This is a genomic window from Candidatus Latescibacterota bacterium, from assembly GCA_020633725.1.
Classification (GTDB): Bacteria; Krumholzibacteriota; Krumholzibacteriia; order JACNKJ01; family JACNKJ01; genus VGXI01.
Window position 1 is genome coordinate 491607 of sequence record JACKDC010000001.1, and the last position, 14508, is coordinate 506114.

The window sequence follows — 14508 nt, forward strand, 5'->3', positions numbered from 1 at the left end:
TCAACATGAACCTGCGCGAACTGCTGGGTCAGATGATCGAGAAGGGCGCCAGCGACCTTCACCTCTCCGCGGGACTCCCTCCGATGTTCCGCATCGACGGCGAGATCACGCGCTTCGGCGAGGACCGCATCCTGCCCGAACTCGCGCGCAAGCTGGCCTACAGCATCATGAACGAGGACCAGCGCTCGCGCTTCGAGAAGACGCGCGAGCTCGACTTCTCCTTCGGTATCCCCAACCTCTCGCGCTTCCGCGCCAACGTGTTCCTGCAGCGCGGCGTCGTGAGCATGGCGATCCGACAGATCCCCTTCGAGATCAAGTCCTTCTCGCAGCTGGGACTGCCCAACGCGGTGGGCGAGTTCGCCAAGCGCACCCAGGGGCTCGTGCTGGTGACGGGCCCGACGGGCAGCGGCAAGAGCACCACGCTGGCCAGCATGGTGAACTGGATCAACGAGAACCGCAACGGCCACATCATCACGATCGAGGACCCGATCGAGTACCTGCACCAGCACAAGCGCTGCATCGTCAACCAGCGCGAGGTGCGGGCCGACACCGAGAGCTTCGCGGTGGCGCTGAAGTACGTGCTGCGGCAGGACCCGGACGTGATCCTGATCGGCGAGATGCGCGACCTGGAGACCGTCCAGGCCGCGTTGACCATCGCCGAGACCGGCCACCTCTGCCTGGCCACGCTGCACACCAACAGCGCCTACGAGAGCATCCACCGCCTCATCGACATCTTCCCCAGCTCGCAGCAGGCCCAGGTCACCGCGCAGCTCGCCTTCGTGCTGCAGGGCGTGGCCACGCAGGAGCTGATCCCCGTGGCGCGGGGCGGCGGGCGCTGCCTGTCGTCGGAGGTGCTCGTCTGCACGCCGGCGATCAAGAGCGCCATCCGCGAAGGGAAGGTGCACCAGGTCTACGGCATGATGCAGGCGGGGCAGAAGTACGGGATGCGGACCATGAATCAGAGTCTCTACGAGCTCTATGTGAACCGCCAGATCAGTCTCGAGGACGCCATGGGCCGCAGCCGCGACCCGATGGAGCTCCAGCACATGATCGGCGAACTGGTGAACATGGACTCCTAGCCGAAGGGATAGCGCATGGCTAGCTTCGTCTGGCAGGGCATTTCGCTGAGCGGCAAGCGGGTCTCCGGCGTGCTGGAGGCCGACAGCAAGGCGGACGTCCTCAAGAACCTGCGCAAGCAGAAGATCCGCATCACCCTGGTGCAGGAGCAGGCCGCCAAGAAGGGCATGTTCTCGCGCCCGAAGAAGATCAAGGTCAAGGACCTCGGTCTCTTCACGCGCCAGTTCGCCACGATGATCAGCGCCGGTCTGCCGCTCATCCAGTGCCTCGAGGTGCTGGCGCAGCAGATGGATCACCCGGAGCTGCGCTCGGTGATCAGCCAGGTGACGCAGAGGATCGAGGGCGGTTCGACGCTGAACGAGGCGCTGCGGGACCACCCGGTCGTCTTCAACGAGCTCTTCACGAGCATGGTGGAGGCGGGCGAGACGGGCGGTATCCTGGACACCATCCTCGAGCGCCTGGCGACGCACCTGGAGAAGATGGAAGCCCTGATCCGCAAGATCAAGGGCGCCATGACCTACCCGCTGGTGGTCTTCTCGGTGAGCATGGGCGCCACGGCCTTCATGCTGCTCTTCCTGATCCCTCGCTTCGCGGCGATGTTCGCGGACTTCGGCGGCGAGCTGCCGCTGCCCACGAAGATCGTCATGATGGCGAGCGACGGCCTGAAGCACTACGGCTGGGTCCTGGTGATCCTGATCGTGGGCGGCCTGATCTTCCTCAAGCGCTACCGCGCCACCTACAAGGGCGCACGCAAGGTGGACGCCATCATGCTGCGCATCCCGGTGATCGGCCAGGTCGTGCGCAAGGGCTCCGTGAGCCGCTTCTCGCGCACGCTCGGCACCCTGCTCGCCAGCGGCGTGCCGCTGCTCGACGGCCTCAACGTCACCGCCCGCGCCGCGGGCAACACCATCGTCTCGGACGCCGTCGGCGTGATCCGCACCTCGGTGACCGGCGGCTCCACGCTGGCCGAGCCGATGCGCCAGGTGGGCGTCTTCCCGCCAATGGTGACGCAGATGGTCAGCGTGGGCGAAGAGACCGGCCGCCTGGACGAGATGCTCGGCAAGCTCGCCGACTTCTACGACGACGAGGTCGACGCGGCGGTGGACTCGCTCACCGCGGTGATCGAGCCGGTGATGATCGTCGTCATGGGTCTCATCGTCGGCGGCATGCTGATCGCCATGTACCTGCCGATGTTCAAGCTCATCAGCGTCGTGTCCGGAGGTTAGGGGAGGATGCAGAAGGTCGAGCCAGCCGGCGCAACGCTGGACCCCGCCTGGACCGCCATGATCAGCGGGGGCGCCGGCGCCGTGGCCGCCCTGGCGGCCGCGCTGGGGGCTCCGCCCTCGCTGCTGCTGGGGCTCGGGGCCGTGGCGGCGGGCGCGGGCGCCTGGACCGTCGCGGGGCTTCGCGCGGAACGACGACGGCGAATGATGTCGGAATCGATACTTCAGGCGGGCACGCGCACGGCCGAAGACATCATTGCGGCCATTCCCAGCGGGTTGGTGGGCTTGGACGAGACCGGTTCCGTCTGCCGCTGGAACGAGGTCGCGACCCGGATCCTCGGCATGGGCCGGGGGGGAATGATCGGACAGCACGTGGATCGCTGGCCCATCGCGGGGCAGCGCGGCCTGGCCGCCCTGCTGCGCGACGCGCTCGAAGGGAAGACGGTGAACCGAGGCAGCCTGGACGTGACCCGCACCGACGGCAAGATCATCCCGCTCGGCATCTCGACGAGCCGGCTGGGTGGCGGTTCCGGCGCGGTGGCCGTGTTCCAGGACCTGACCGAGGCGAGAAAGCTCCGGGCGCGCATGCAGCAGCAGGAGCGCCTGGCCGCCGTGGGCGCGCTGGCGGCGTCCATCGCCCACGAGATCCGCAATCCGCTGGCCTCCATCGCCGGCAGCGTGGAGCTGCTCGCGGGGGAGCTGGAGCTGTCCGGCGAGCACCGGGTGCTGCTCGACCTGATCATCAAGGAGAGCGACCGGCTCAACGCGCTGATCGGGGAGTTCCTCGACTTCACGCGCGAGCGCCAGCCGAGCCCCGAGGTGCTCGATCCGAGCGTCCTGCTGCGCGAGGTGCTGCGGCTGCTGCGCCAGCGGAGCGAGGCGGGCGAGCAGCTGCGCCTCACCCTCGGCGCCGAGGACGCGCCGGCTCAGGTGGAGGCCGACCCCGGCATGCTGAAGCAGGTGCTTCTCAACCTGCTGCTCAACGCCGCGCAGGCGGTGAACTGGCGGGGCGCGCTCAAGGTCACGCTGGCCCAGGCGCCGGCGTCGGACTGCGAGAAGGGGGCCACCGGACACTGTCTGACAATTGACGTGGCCGACGACGGGCCCGGCATCGCGGCCGCCGACAAGGAGCACGTCTTCGAGCCCTTCTTCACCACCAAGCCCGGCGGCACGGGCCTGGGGCTCGCCATCGCGCACCGCCTCGTGCGGCTGCACGGCGGCCAGCTCGAGCTGGTGGAAAGTGAAGGGCCGGGCGCCGTGTTCCGCGTCCGCCTGCCCCTGCTCTGGCGGGGCGCGGGCGACGCGACCGGGGCGCACGCCCCGGAAACGACCGAAACAGCAGTACAGCAGTCTTAGCGGAGGGAGCCCGAGCCCATGGCTCAGCCCAGGATCCTACTGGTCGACGACGAAGAGAGCATGATCCGCTTCCTGTCGATCATGCTCGCCAAGGAAGGATACGAGATCCGCGCGGTCAGCAGCGGCAAGCAGGCCCTGCGCGAGCTGCAGCAGTGGCGGGCCGATCTCGTGATCAGCGACATCCGCATGCCGGAGATGGACGGCATCCAGCTCCTGGCGGGCATCAAGGCCATCGACGCGTCGATCCCGGTGATCCTCCTCACGGCCTACGCGAGCCAGGAGACCGCCATCGAGGCCGTGAACAAGGGCGCCTTCCACTACCTGATCAAGCAGGCCCGCAACGACGAGATCAAGATGGTGGTGCGCAACGCGCTGGCCATGCGCGAGGTACGCAGCGAGAACACCCAGCTGCGCCGCCAGCTGCAGGACGACTCGTCGCTGGAGAGCATCATCGGCAGCAGCGAGGCCATGCAGCGGATCTTCGCCGTGGTGCGCAAGATCGCGGCGACGGACAGCACCATCCTCATCGGTGGCGAGAGCGGCACCGGTAAGGAGCTGATCGCGCGGGCCATCCACTTCATGAGCGGCCGCGCGGACAAGCCCTTCGTGGGCGTCAACTGCGGCGCGCTGCCCGAGAACCTGCTGGAGAGCGAGCTCTTCGGCCACGTGAAGGGCAGCTTCACTGGGGCCATCCGCGACAAGGAGGGCCTCTTCAAGGTGGCCGAGTCGGGCACGATCTTCCTCGACGAGGTCGGCGAGATCACGCCGGCCCTCCAGGTCAAGCTGCTGCGCGCGCTGCAGGAGCGCGAGTTCCTGCCGGTGGGCGGCACGCAGCCGGTGAAGGTGGACGTGCGCGTGCTCGCCGCCACCAACCGCGACCTGGAGGAGGAGGTGGAGCGCGGCACCTTCCGCGCGGACCTCTACTATAGACTCAACGTGATCCCGCTCACGGTGCCGCCGCTGAGGGAACGCCGCGAGGACGTCCCCCTGCTGGTGCGGCACTTCATCCAGCGCCTGGCGGAGAAGCGCGGCCTGCCCATGAAGGGCATCACCCGCGACGCCATGGAGCTGCTCTGCGAGTACGACTGGCCCGGCAACGTCCGCGAGCTGGAGAACGTGCTGGAGCGCATGGTCCTGCTCGAGGAGCGCGACAGCCTGGACCGCGAGTCGCTGCCCGAGAAGCTGCTGGAGAGCCCCGACCGGAGCCCGAAGGCCTTCTTCGAAGGCAAGCCCCGGGCGACGCTCGAGGAACTGGAGAAGGAGTACCTGCTGCAGGTGCTCGAATCCACCGGATGGCAGAAGAAGAAGGCCAGCGCCATCCTCGGCATCAATGCGTCCACCCTCTACCGCAAGATCCAGCGCTACGGCCTCGAGCCGCAGCGCGAAATGGCGCAGGTGGACTGATTCGTCGGGTCCCCGTGGGGCCCAAACTGCACGGGTGCTCAGGCAGGGCACTTTCGTGCAGCTTGCAACGCGAAGCGCAAGCTCCTGCCGTTCAAGGGCTTCGCGCGCCACAATGTGCAAGGGCGGCTTGGCACTACCCTTGCGATGAGGGGGCCCGGACCGACGCGTAGGAGCCAACCGAGCCCGATTCGGCGGACCAACAGGAGGTAAGCTAGATGTTTTCCAACAAGGGTTTCACCCTGATCGAGTTGATGATCGTGGTCGTGATCATCGGCATCCTTGCCGCGATCGCGATCCCGAACTTCGTCGCCATGCAGGACCGCGCCCGTGAGGCGGCCGTGAAGTCGAACGGCCACACGGCGCAGCTGGCGGTGGAGGACCTGGCCGTCCAGGGCAACGGCGTCTATCCCGACGGTGCGGGCGCTGAGGCGGCGATTCAGAACGCGCTGCCCGGTGGCACTGCGTTCTCGAACCCCATCACGGGGGCCGCGGACGGCTTCACGGCGGGTGCAGGCGCCGCGGAGGGCATGGTGGACTACTCCGATCCCACGACGACCGGTGTGGCCAACCAGTACCAGCTCGACTGCTACGGCAAGGCCGCGGCGCTCGTGCTGACCCTGACCAACGGCTAGTTCGGATTCCCTGGCGGCGGGGGCTCTCGGCCCCCGCCGCTTTTACCTGTCCTGCCCTTGGCTCTGGGCATGTCGTGCGGGAGGTCGCGCTCATGCTGGATAGACGGGGCTTCACCTTGATCGAGCTCATGGTGGTCATCGTGGTGATCGGCATCCTCGCGATCATGGGCACGATGAACTTCACCACCATGCGCAACCGCGCCATGGAGGCCTCGGTCAAGGCCAACGGGCACGCGGGGCAGCTCGCGGTGGAGGCCTACGCCGCCGCGAACTTCGGCACCTATCCGCCCGCCGCCACGGCCCTGGCGGACATCCAGGCGCAGCTGCCGGGAGGGGCGATCTTCAAGAACCCCTTCAGCGGCGCCGACGGTCTCAGCGTGGGCGCCGGTCCCGCCGAGGGCATGGTGGACTACCAGGACCCCACGGCCATGGGCGATCCGCAGCACTACCGCCTCGACTGCTACGGCAACGGCGGAGGGCTACTCCTCGGCCTGTCAAACGGATAAATTCCTGCAGAGTCGGTACATGTTGAGGCTATGAGCACCCTACGGGCCTGGGAGCTTCCAGTCCCACAAGTCAAGCACAACAGGTGCCCAGCAGGCGGGCAGGCCAAAGCTCGAACCCGCTGGTCCGCACTGAAGCGAAAAGTACCGCGCCTCGGCAACCTGTCGGCCTGCCAACCCACTCGGGTGCAATCAGCCTGGGCCACCACGGCTCCCGCAGCTCCTCCCCGACCAGCAGCAGGCCGGCAGCTACTTTATACTTGATCTATCAATCCGGAGATGCTTAGTTCTTTGTGCAAATTGTGCCCAGCATGGGTCATGTGCGACAAGGCGGCAACGACACGGAGGGGGTAGAGAATGCGGTTTCCTGTTGCGGTGTTCGTTATGCTCCTGGCAGTAGACGCGTGGGCGGGGATACCGGATGGAGCACATATCTACATCTCATCGGCCGGGACTGGACGCGTAACAATAGCGCCCTGCGGTGGCGAGGAGCTAGATACAGCAGGTCCGGGCGGTCAGTCCCTGGCAATCTATTTGACGGTGTTGGACACCGTGGGGGACCCAGTAGAAAGCATCCCTCCCACGGACATATGGTTGTGGCATCCGAGTATATGGCTGTGTGGGCCCGCCGAGGAATACAATCACCCAGACGGCCAGACGAATAGCCTTGGCGAGACGTCGTTCACGGGAAGCCTCTTCGGTTCGGTTTTGGCGTCATCGGAGCCGCCGCCTTGTGATCTGCTTGAAATGCATGCCGTCGTGCTCGGCGTCCAGTCGATTGAGTCCGTTGAGATAGGTGTCGACTCTCCCGACCTGAATGGAGACGGGCAAGTCACCATTGGGGATATGGGGATTCTGGCGGGTGAGCTAAACTGCACTGAGTGCAACCTATGTTGCGACTACAACGAGAGTGGTGCGGTCACAACGGCCGACTTCGGAATCTTTGCGCAATACTACAATCAGTGCTCGTGCCAGTAGCGAGGTCTGACTCGTGGGTGAAGGAGGTTCAAACATGCGGTCATCAGGCTTGATCGTGGTATTCAGCGCTCTCTTGCTGGTGCAGGTGGCGTGGATGTCGAACTCAGTAGCGGCAGACCGTGACGACGCATCGTGCCATTGGGTGACTCAGGTGCCCTCTGGAGGGGTGACGCCCGTTGCCGTCGCAACAGGGGTGGGCCCATATGTGTATGTGACTGGTAGCTTTTCGACCCCCACCCCGTTCGATCCGGCATTTCCAGAATCCCCTGAAACGCCCCTTGGGTTGGACATGTACTTGGTAAAGTACTCTAGCAATGGGGATTTCGAAGATGTTTGGACGTATGGGGAGTGCACAGGGGACGAATCTGAAGCGCAGTACCCAACGGCCCTGGCAACGGGGCCGGGCGGGAGCGTGTATGTGGCCGGTCAGTTTAATGGTGCCATCCACATTGGCGATTGCGGTGGGGGAGCAGACGATTGTGATTTATATGCCATCGGAACGCAGGCTAACATCTTCATCGCCAGGGTGGCAAGTAGCGGAGACTGCATCTGGGGGTTATCTTTCGGGAACAGCGCGGAGGTGGCAGTGACCTCCCTTGCGGTTGACGATTCGGGAAACGTCTTTGTGCTGGGGTACTTTCAAGGAGATATCGACTTCGGAAGCGGTGAGCACTCTGCTACCAGCCGAGACATGTTCATCGCTGTCTTCTCGTCCGCTGACGGCACACTTCTTTGGGATGCAGCCTTCACTTCATCGGGGACCGACACACCTCGGTCGATCGCCCTGTCAAGTTCCACTGGATTCGCGATAACCGGGACATTCGATGGGAATCTAAACCTAGGCTCGGGGATCCTCCTGACACCACCTGTGGGATCGGTAGATGTTTTTGCGGCGTCGTTTTCGGGTGACTTGCAGAGTGGCTTTTCAGCCGAGTGGGGCAGCGCGTTCGGCAGCACTCTGGTCGACCCTAGCTACGATATCGCGACGTCTTCGGCAGGGGGGGTGCTTGTTGCGTGTGGCTTCCACGGCACGCTGACTGTGGGGGGCGCTGACTATGCAATCGCGGATCCAGGCGGCGTGGATGACGCCCTTATCATGTTCGATGATCAGGGGGCGGTGGAGTGGGTGCTTGCACTCGGTGGCAGCGGGAGCGATGCAATTGGTGGCGTCGCCATCGATGCAGCGGGAAGCGTACTGGTCACGGGCTACGTAACAGGTTTGGCTGAGATCGGTGACATCGATTTCGGCTTGAATGACAGTGTGCGCAGGGGACTGCTAGCGAAACTGGATGGGGTGGATGGATCGACAGTATGGGTACTTGATCCATTTGGCGCTAGCAACACAGGGAACACGACGGCCGCGGATGTGTCGTTGGATGAGTGGGATTACATCTTGGTGCATGGGCACTACAACAGTGTCCCGTTGAGTATGGGCAATTGCACTGTTATGACCAGTGCCCCCGGCATGTTCACAGCCAAGCTTGGGGGGACCGTGACAGGCGACTCCCCGCTTGTTGATGCGGTCGAGCCAGGCTTATCAGTCGTGGCGGCCTGGCCGAATCCGTTTTTTCGGTCGACGGCGATCAGCTATGCGTTGGACCGACATCGGCAAGTTGCTATTGACATCGTGGACGTCCAGGGTAGGCATGTGCGGACATTGTATGAAGGGTTAGCAGAAGCTGGGATCAATACTGTCGAGTGGGATGGGAAATCGGATGAGGGTGATCGCGCGCCGGCAGGAGTGTACTTCTGTCAGATGGATTGGGGTTTGGGGCGCGATTCGAAGAGCTTATGCCTGCTGCGCTGAACACCGAGGGCAGTCTTGACCTGATCGCTTTGATTCTGATCCCGGGTGCTTGCGGCCCGGGATCATCTCTTGACCACTCGCATAGTCACACCACTACAGCTGACCTTGCCAGTTTGCCGACCTACCGCAGTGCTTTTTTGGAGCTCTCCAGTCAATCATCGGCATCTAGCGATCGACATCCTCACCAACCCTGGTCCTCTCTCCCCTCCGTGGATGCGCGATTGGAACGCCCCGTGCGACTCCCCTCGTGAAGGGGCCGAACGCGCCATTACTGGGCGCTTTTCGGCCGTCGTCAGGCAATTTCGACCGCTTTGCGGTCAGGGGAGGAGCCCTGAGCATGAGCACGAGCGGAGAGGTGGTCCTCCAGGTCGAGGATCTCCACAAGAGCTACGGCCGCCGCGCGCGGGGCCGGGCACCGGTGCTCGCCGGCCTGAGCCTGAGCGTGGCCCGGGGCGAGGTCTACGGACTCCTGGGACGCAACGGCGCCGGCAAGAGCACGACCTTCCGGCTGCTCACCGGTCTGGCGCGGCCCGACACGGGCTCGATCCGCCTGCTGGGCGGTGGCCCGAGCGACAACGACGTCCGCCTGCGCCTCGGCTACTGCCCCGAAAGCCCGGCCTTTCCCCCGAATCTCACGGTGCGCGAGGTGATGCGCTTCCACGCGGCGCTGGTGCGCTCGCGCATCGTCACGGCCGGCAGCCGCCTCGACTGGCTCGCCGCGCAGTTCGACCTGGCCGACGTCGCCCGCAAGCAGGTGCGGCAGCTCTCCCGCGGCACCGTGCAGCGTCTGGCGCTGGCGCTCGCGCTGCTGGCGCGACCGGAGCTGCTCATCCTCGACGAACCGCTCACCGCCCTCGACCCGCTGCAGCGGCAGCGCGTGATCGACATCCTGCTGGACCAGAAGCGCGCCGGGACGAGCATGATCGTCTCGAGCCACATCCTCTCCGAACTGGAGGCGCTGGCCGACCGGCTGGGCGTGCTGTCGGGCGGGCGCATCCGCCGCGAGATCCCGCTCCACGCGGAGGGCCGCCCCCTGGCGGTGGATATCCGCATCCCCTTCGAGAAGGTCAAGGAGGCGCGGCTGGACGCGCCGGACCTGGAGAGCGTGCACGAGGGCGACACGGAGACTTTCCGCGGCCTGCCCTTCGAGCGCGCGCAGAGCTTGCTGCAGCGCTGGACGGCGCTGGGCATCCCCATCCTCGAGCTGCACGAGCGGCGCGATCTGGCCGCGGACGAGATCATCGCCAGCATCGCCGCGGAGGGGGAGGCACCGGCCAGCGAACCCACGGACGAACCCGTCAAGGAGCGCGTATGAGAGTCGCGGCCGTGCTGGCCTGGAGCGCGTTGAAGGAAGCGCTGCGGGACCGTCTGCTCTACTCGCTGCTCGGCCTCGGCGCCCTGCTGCTCACCGTGTTGGCCTTCATGGCGCCGCTCACCCTGGGCGCGCGCGACAAGACCTTCAGCGACGTCGCCCTGGCCTGGATCCACGCCTCGGGCCTGCTGGCGATGCTGGTGCTCGGCGCCTGGAGCCTGCACCGCGAACAGGAGCGGGGGATCTGGCTGGGCATCCTGACGCGCCCCGTCTCGCGGCAGGAGTACCTCATCGGCCGCGTGATGGGCCTCCTCGGCGTGCTCGCGCTCATGGTCGGCGGCGCCGCGCTCGTCTACCTGCTCGTGGCCTGGGCCACCGGCGTGCCGCCCGTGGGGCATCTCGCCGTGGGACTGCTCTACATCGTGATGGAGATGTCCCTGCTGGCGGGGATGGTGCTGCTCTTCTCCACCTTCACCGGACTGGTGATGACGCTCTTTCTCGCGCTGGCCATGTTCGCCGCGGGCCACCTGTCCGCGGACCTGCTGCGCTTCGCGGAGCTGTCGCACAGCGCCGTGATCAAGGGCGTGGCCCTGGGCGCCCACTGGGTGCTGCCGCATCTGGAGCTCTACCGGGTGCGTCACGATCTCGTCGCCGGCGTGGCGCCCGCGCCCGACGCGATCCTCGGCGCGCTCGGCTACACGCTCCTCTACTTCACGGCCTTGGTGGGCGGGGCGGCCGCCATCTTCAGCCGCCGCGAGATCCGCTGATGCGGAAGGAGCCGGTCTTCCTGGCGCTGAGCGCGCTGCTGATCGTGGTGGCCCAGCTCAGTCAGCCCTGGCCCGCCGTGCGGCGCCAGGCGCCGCATCGTGCCCTCGAGTCCGTCATGATGGGCAGCGAGGCCGTGCTCGTGGACTACTACTGGTTCGACCTGCTCCAGTACTTCGGCGGCTACCGGATGGGAGAGCACGACCTCGCGGGCTTCAACCTGCGCGTCGAGCGGCTGCTGGGACTGGATCCGAACTTCCACCGGGCGACCCTTTTTGCCGCCGTGATCCGCGCCACGGACATGGGCGATCCGGCCGGCGCCGTTCGCTGGCTGGCCTACGCGGAGCGCGCCAACCCGGGCACCTGGTACTACCCCTACGAGCAGGGATTCATGCAGTACCTGTGGCTGGAAAACTACCAGGCCGCAAAGTCCGCCTTCGAGCGGGCCGGGCGCTGCCCAGGGGTGGCGCCGGCCTGGCGCCATTTCGTCGCCCGCATCTCGGAGCTGGGCGGCGATCCCCGCGTGGCGCGGGAGATGTGGCTGGAAGTGGCCGCCACGGCGGAACATCCGTCCGTGCGCGAAGCCGCGCTCGAGAACGTGCGGCGGCTGGAAGCAATCCTGCATAAGCAGGGTCAGGAGCGCCTGACCACGCCATCGGCGGCGCCCTCCTGAGGAAGGATGGCACATGGCTTGCTGTCGTGAGATCGCACCCGGAGTCCGGCGTGGTTGGCGCAATGCCCGCCTTCGCGCGCCCCAGGAGGTGAAATGAAGCTGCCTTTCAAGAAGGAGAGCGACCATGTGGTCGCGCTCGACATCGGCAGCCGACTCGTGAAGGTGGTGGAGATCGGCCGCAACGAAGGCCGTCCCACCCTGCTGCGCTTCGGCACGGCCCATGTGTCCCCCGACGCGGTGGTGGAGGGTGAGATCATGGACCGCGACCTGCTGCTCGCGGCCATCGAGGCCGCCTTCGAGGCCGCCGAGATCAAGAAGGACAAGGTGGTCACGGCCGTCTCGAGCCGCTCGGTCATCGTCAAGCGCCTGCTCATGGATCGCATGACCACCGAGGAGGCGCGCGCGCTGATCGAGATGGAGGCGTCGAGCCACATCCCCTTCGACATCGAGGACGTGAGCCTGGACTTCCAGGTGCTCGAGCCCAACGCCGGCGACGGCAAGATGGAGGTGCTCCTGGTGGCCGCCAAGCGCGAGGTCATCTACGAGCATCTCTCGCTGCTGCGCGAGGCGGGGCTGACGCCCACGGTGATCGACGTGGACACCTTCGCCATCCAGAACCTGCACGAGGGCGTGGGCGGCGAGGAGCCGCTGGCGACCCTGGTGAACGTGGGCTCCGAGGTGACGAACGTCAGCATCGTCCGCGACGGCTTCCCGCTCTTCACGCGGGACTTCAGCGTCGGCTGCGGACAGTACCTGGAAGCGCTGCAGCGCGACCTCGAGATCCCCTACGAAGAGGCCCTGCAGCTCATCAGCACGAACAACGTGGACCGCACGCAGCCGGAGGAGGCGGGGCAGGAGACCATCGCGCGGCTCTCGGAAGAGATCGCCGTGGGTCTCGAGCGCTCGCTGGCCTACCTGCGTTCGGCGGGTGAGGTGGAGGAGCTCAGCGCCGTCTACCTGTCCGGTGGCGGCGGCAACCTGCCGGTCCTGCGCGAGCGCCTCGAAGAGCGCCTGCGCCTGCCGGTCAAGACCGTGGATCCCCTCAGCGCCCTCGAGATCGATCCCGACGTGGAGACCGAGATGCGCGAGCTGGGCCTGCCGGCCCTGCTCGGCGTCGCCGTGGGCCTGGGACTGCGGGAGGTGGTCGCGTGATTCGCATCAACCTGCTGCCCTACGAGGACCGTCCCCGGCCTCGCACCCTGCCGCTGCCCGACCGCGTGTCGCTGATCGTCTACGCGGCGGCGGCGCTGATCGTGGCGGCCGGCGTCTACACCTTCTTCTCCCAGGGCCACACGATGCGCTCGCTGGAGTCGAAGCGGGTGGAGCTGAACGCCGAGCAGGAGCGGCTGGAGCGCCAGACCCGGGCCATCGAGCAGCTCGAGACCCAGAGCGCGCTGCTCAGCGAGCGCCTGGATCTGCTGCGTCAGCTCGAGGTGCACCGCTTCGAGAACGTGGAGTGGCTGAACTCGGTGAACACCGTGGTGCCGACGAATCTCTGGATCAAGCAGATGAACCGCAACCAGGCCGGCAACCGCACCACGCTGGAGGGCGTCGCCGAGGGCTTCCAGCCCATCAGCGACCTGATGAAGTCCATGGAGCAGAGCGGGCACTTCGGCGGCGTGCAGCTGGTCAAGGCCGAGCGCAACATGCTGGGCACACGCCCGATGATCTACTTCACGGTCTCCGCGGGCTGGGGCGCCGACGGTCCCCCGGCCACGCCGGCCCCAGCCCCCGAGGGTAAGTCATGAACCTTCAGGACCCCGTCATCCAGCGGCGCGCCTTCACGGTGCTGATCACGCTGCTGCTGGGCTACCTCTTCTTCGGCAGCACCCTGCTGCCCTTCACCTACCGGGTGAAGAAGGCGCAGATCGCGCGCGTGGACGCCGAGCTGGCCGAGCAGGAGCGCAAGCTGGAGATCGCCCGCGGCAAGGCGGGCCGGCTCGAGGTGCTGCAGGCCCGCATGAACGAGATGCAGGCCGACTGGACGCGTCTCGAGGCGCTCCTGCCGCGCACCGAGGAGATGCCCGAGTTCCTGAAGGAGATCGCGCGCCTGGCCAGCACGGTCGGCGTGAAGATCGACCTGCTCCAGCCCGGGCAGACGGTGCCGGGCGAGGGCGTGCTCACGCGTCCCATCGAGATGCGCGTGCACGGCGACTATCACAAGGTGGGGCGCTTCATCGCGCTGGTGGCCAACGCCTCGCGCGTCATCCGCACCGACGGGCTCACGATCCGCGGTCTGGACGACGCGTCCAAGAAGAAGAACGTCGAGGGCGACGCGAAGGACGGCAGCATCGAGGCCACCTTCCGCGCCACGCTCTACATGATGGAGGGCAGCAATGCGGTTCGCTGACGCGCGCCGGCGCTGGGCGCTCCTCGCCCTGCTCGCGCTGCTGACGGCGCAGGGCGCGATGGCCGCGGTGGGGGACGAACCCGCGCCGAAGGTCACCGAGCAGCGCCTCGAGCTGAGGACGATCACCTACCACGCCACGCTCTCGCGCGATCCCTTCGACCTGCCCGACTACACGGCGGGCTCGCAGACGTCCTCGCGCGAGCTGGACCTGCGCACCGCCGAGCTGGTGGGCGTGGTCAAGCTCCCCGGCGGCGACTACATCGCCCTGGTGGAGGACGCCAACGGCGACAGCTATGCCCTCTTCAAGGGCGACAACGTCCGGTCCGGGCGCGTCACCGCCATCAGCGACGCGGCCCTCACAGCCTGGATGCGCAACGGCGACTCGCGGCAGCAGATCCGCCTCGAGCTCGTCAAGGAAGGAGAGTGAG

At 66.4% G+C, this 14508-nt stretch carries 13 protein-coding genes and 1 pseudogene; all 14 read left to right on the forward strand.

All coding sequences use genetic code 11. From position 1 onward, the window contains the following. Window positions 1-5 precede the first annotated feature (5 nt). The 14 genes and pseudogenes from H6693_02090 (at window position 6) to H6693_02155 (ending at window position 14507) form a co-directional block, all read left to right on the forward strand. On the forward strand, window positions 6-1079 hold the full coding sequence (locus tag H6693_02090; GenBank protein MCB9514964.1) for a type IV pilus twitching motility protein PilT: 1074 nt from the start codon (window positions 6-8) through the stop codon (window positions 1077-1079). Between the two features lie 15 nt (window positions 1080-1094). After that, window positions 1095-2303, forward strand: coding sequence for a type II secretion system F family protein (locus tag H6693_02095; GenBank protein ID MCB9514965.1), 1209 nt, complete (start codon window positions 1095-1097; stop codon window positions 2301-2303). A gap of 6 nt (window positions 2304-2309) precedes the next feature. Beyond that, complete coding sequence (locus H6693_02100; protein MCB9514966.1) at window positions 2310-3656, forward strand: PAS domain S-box protein; 1347 nt, start codon at window positions 2310-2312, stop codon at window positions 3654-3656. An 18-nt stretch (window positions 3657-3674) separates the two neighbouring features. Next, window positions 3675-5060: a sigma-54-dependent Fis family transcriptional regulator gene (locus H6693_02105; protein MCB9514967.1), complete on the forward strand. Its 1386-nt coding sequence runs from the start codon at window positions 3675-3677 to the stop codon at window positions 5058-5060. Window positions 5061-5275: 215 nt separating this feature from the next. Beyond that, window positions 5276-5371: pseudogene (locus H6693_02110) on the forward strand (prepilin-type N-terminal cleavage/methylation domain-containing protein). Window positions 5372-5784: 413 nt separating this feature from the next. Next, window positions 5785-6198 carry a type II secretion system protein gene (locus tag H6693_02115; protein MCB9514968.1) on the forward strand — a complete coding sequence of 138 codons (414 nt, stop codon included), beginning with the start codon at window positions 5785-5787 and terminating at the stop codon, window positions 6196-6198. Between the two features lie 1393 nt (window positions 6199-7591). Beyond that, window positions 7592-8980 (forward strand): hypothetical protein, encoded by a 1389-nt coding sequence (locus H6693_02120; GenBank protein MCB9514969.1) that lies wholly within the window; start codon window positions 7592-7594, stop codon window positions 8978-8980. Between the two features lie 337 nt (window positions 8981-9317). After that, on the forward strand, window positions 9318-10295 hold the full coding sequence (locus tag H6693_02125; protein ID MCB9514970.1) for an ABC transporter ATP-binding protein: 978 nt from the start codon (window positions 9318-9320) through the stop codon (window positions 10293-10295). Continuing rightward, window positions 10292-11059, forward strand: coding sequence for an ABC transporter permease (locus tag H6693_02130; GenBank protein ID MCB9514971.1), 768 nt, complete (start codon window positions 10292-10294; stop codon window positions 11057-11059). The genes H6693_02125 and H6693_02130 overlap by 4 nt, the downstream gene beginning before the upstream one ends. Then, a complete protein-coding gene (locus H6693_02135) occupies window positions 11059-11730 on the forward strand; it encodes a hypothetical protein (GenBank protein MCB9514972.1) in 672 nt (223 codons plus the stop codon). Before H6693_02130 ends, H6693_02135 begins: the two co-directional genes overlap by 1 nt. 93 nt (window positions 11731-11823) lie before the next feature. Further along, complete coding sequence (gene pilM / locus H6693_02140; protein ID MCB9514973.1) at window positions 11824-12882, forward strand: type IV pilus assembly protein PilM; 1059 nt, start codon at window positions 11824-11826, stop codon at window positions 12880-12882. Beyond that, entirely contained in the window at window positions 12879-13478 is a 600-nt protein-coding gene (locus tag H6693_02145) for a PilN domain-containing protein (GenBank protein ID MCB9514974.1), read from the forward strand. The genes pilM and H6693_02145 overlap by 4 nt, the downstream gene beginning before the upstream one ends. Beyond that, window positions 13475-14080, forward strand: coding sequence for a type 4a pilus biogenesis protein PilO (gene pilO / locus H6693_02150; GenBank protein ID MCB9514975.1), 606 nt, complete (start codon window positions 13475-13477; stop codon window positions 14078-14080). The genes H6693_02145 and pilO overlap by 4 nt, the downstream gene beginning before the upstream one ends. Next, window positions 14067-14507 (forward strand): hypothetical protein, encoded by a 441-nt coding sequence (locus H6693_02155; GenBank protein ID MCB9514976.1) that lies wholly within the window; start codon window positions 14067-14069, stop codon window positions 14505-14507. Before pilO ends, H6693_02155 begins: the two co-directional genes overlap by 14 nt. The last annotated feature ends 1 nt before the right edge of the window (window position 14508 follow it).

Coding starts and splice junctions, on each gene's coding strand:
- H6693_02105 (MCB9514967.1), top strand. CDS start 3,675: ATGGCTCAGCCCAGGATCCTACTGGTCGACGACGAAGAGAGCATGATC.
- H6693_02100 (MCB9514966.1), top strand. CDS start 2,310: ATGCAGAAGGTCGAGCCAGCCGGCGCAACGCTGGACCCCGCCTGGACC.
- H6693_02115 (MCB9514968.1), top strand. CDS start 5,785: ATGCTGGATAGACGGGGCTTCACCTTGATCGAGCTCATGGTGGTCATC.
- H6693_02130 (MCB9514971.1), top strand. CDS start 10,292: ATGAGAGTCGCGGCCGTGCTGGCCTGGAGCGCGTTGAAGGAAGCGCTG.
- pilM (MCB9514973.1), top strand. CDS start 11,824: ATGAAGCTGCCTTTCAAGAAGGAGAGCGACCATGTGGTCGCGCTCGAC.
- H6693_02135 (MCB9514972.1), top strand. CDS start 11,059: ATGCGGAAGGAGCCGGTCTTCCTGGCGCTGAGCGCGCTGCTGATCGTG.
- H6693_02125 (MCB9514970.1), top strand. CDS start 9,318: ATGAGCACGAGCGGAGAGGTGGTCCTCCAGGTCGAGGATCTCCACAAG.
- H6693_02155 (MCB9514976.1), top strand. CDS start 14,067: ATGCGGTTCGCTGACGCGCGCCGGCGCTGGGCGCTCCTCGCCCTGCTC.
- H6693_02095 (MCB9514965.1), top strand. CDS start 1,095: ATGGCTAGCTTCGTCTGGCAGGGCATTTCGCTGAGCGGCAAGCGGGTC.
- pilO (MCB9514975.1), top strand. CDS start 13,475: ATGAACCTTCAGGACCCCGTCATCCAGCGGCGCGCCTTCACGGTGCTG.
- H6693_02090 (MCB9514964.1), top strand. CDS start 6: ATGAACCTGCGCGAACTGCTGGGTCAGATGATCGAGAAGGGCGCCAGC.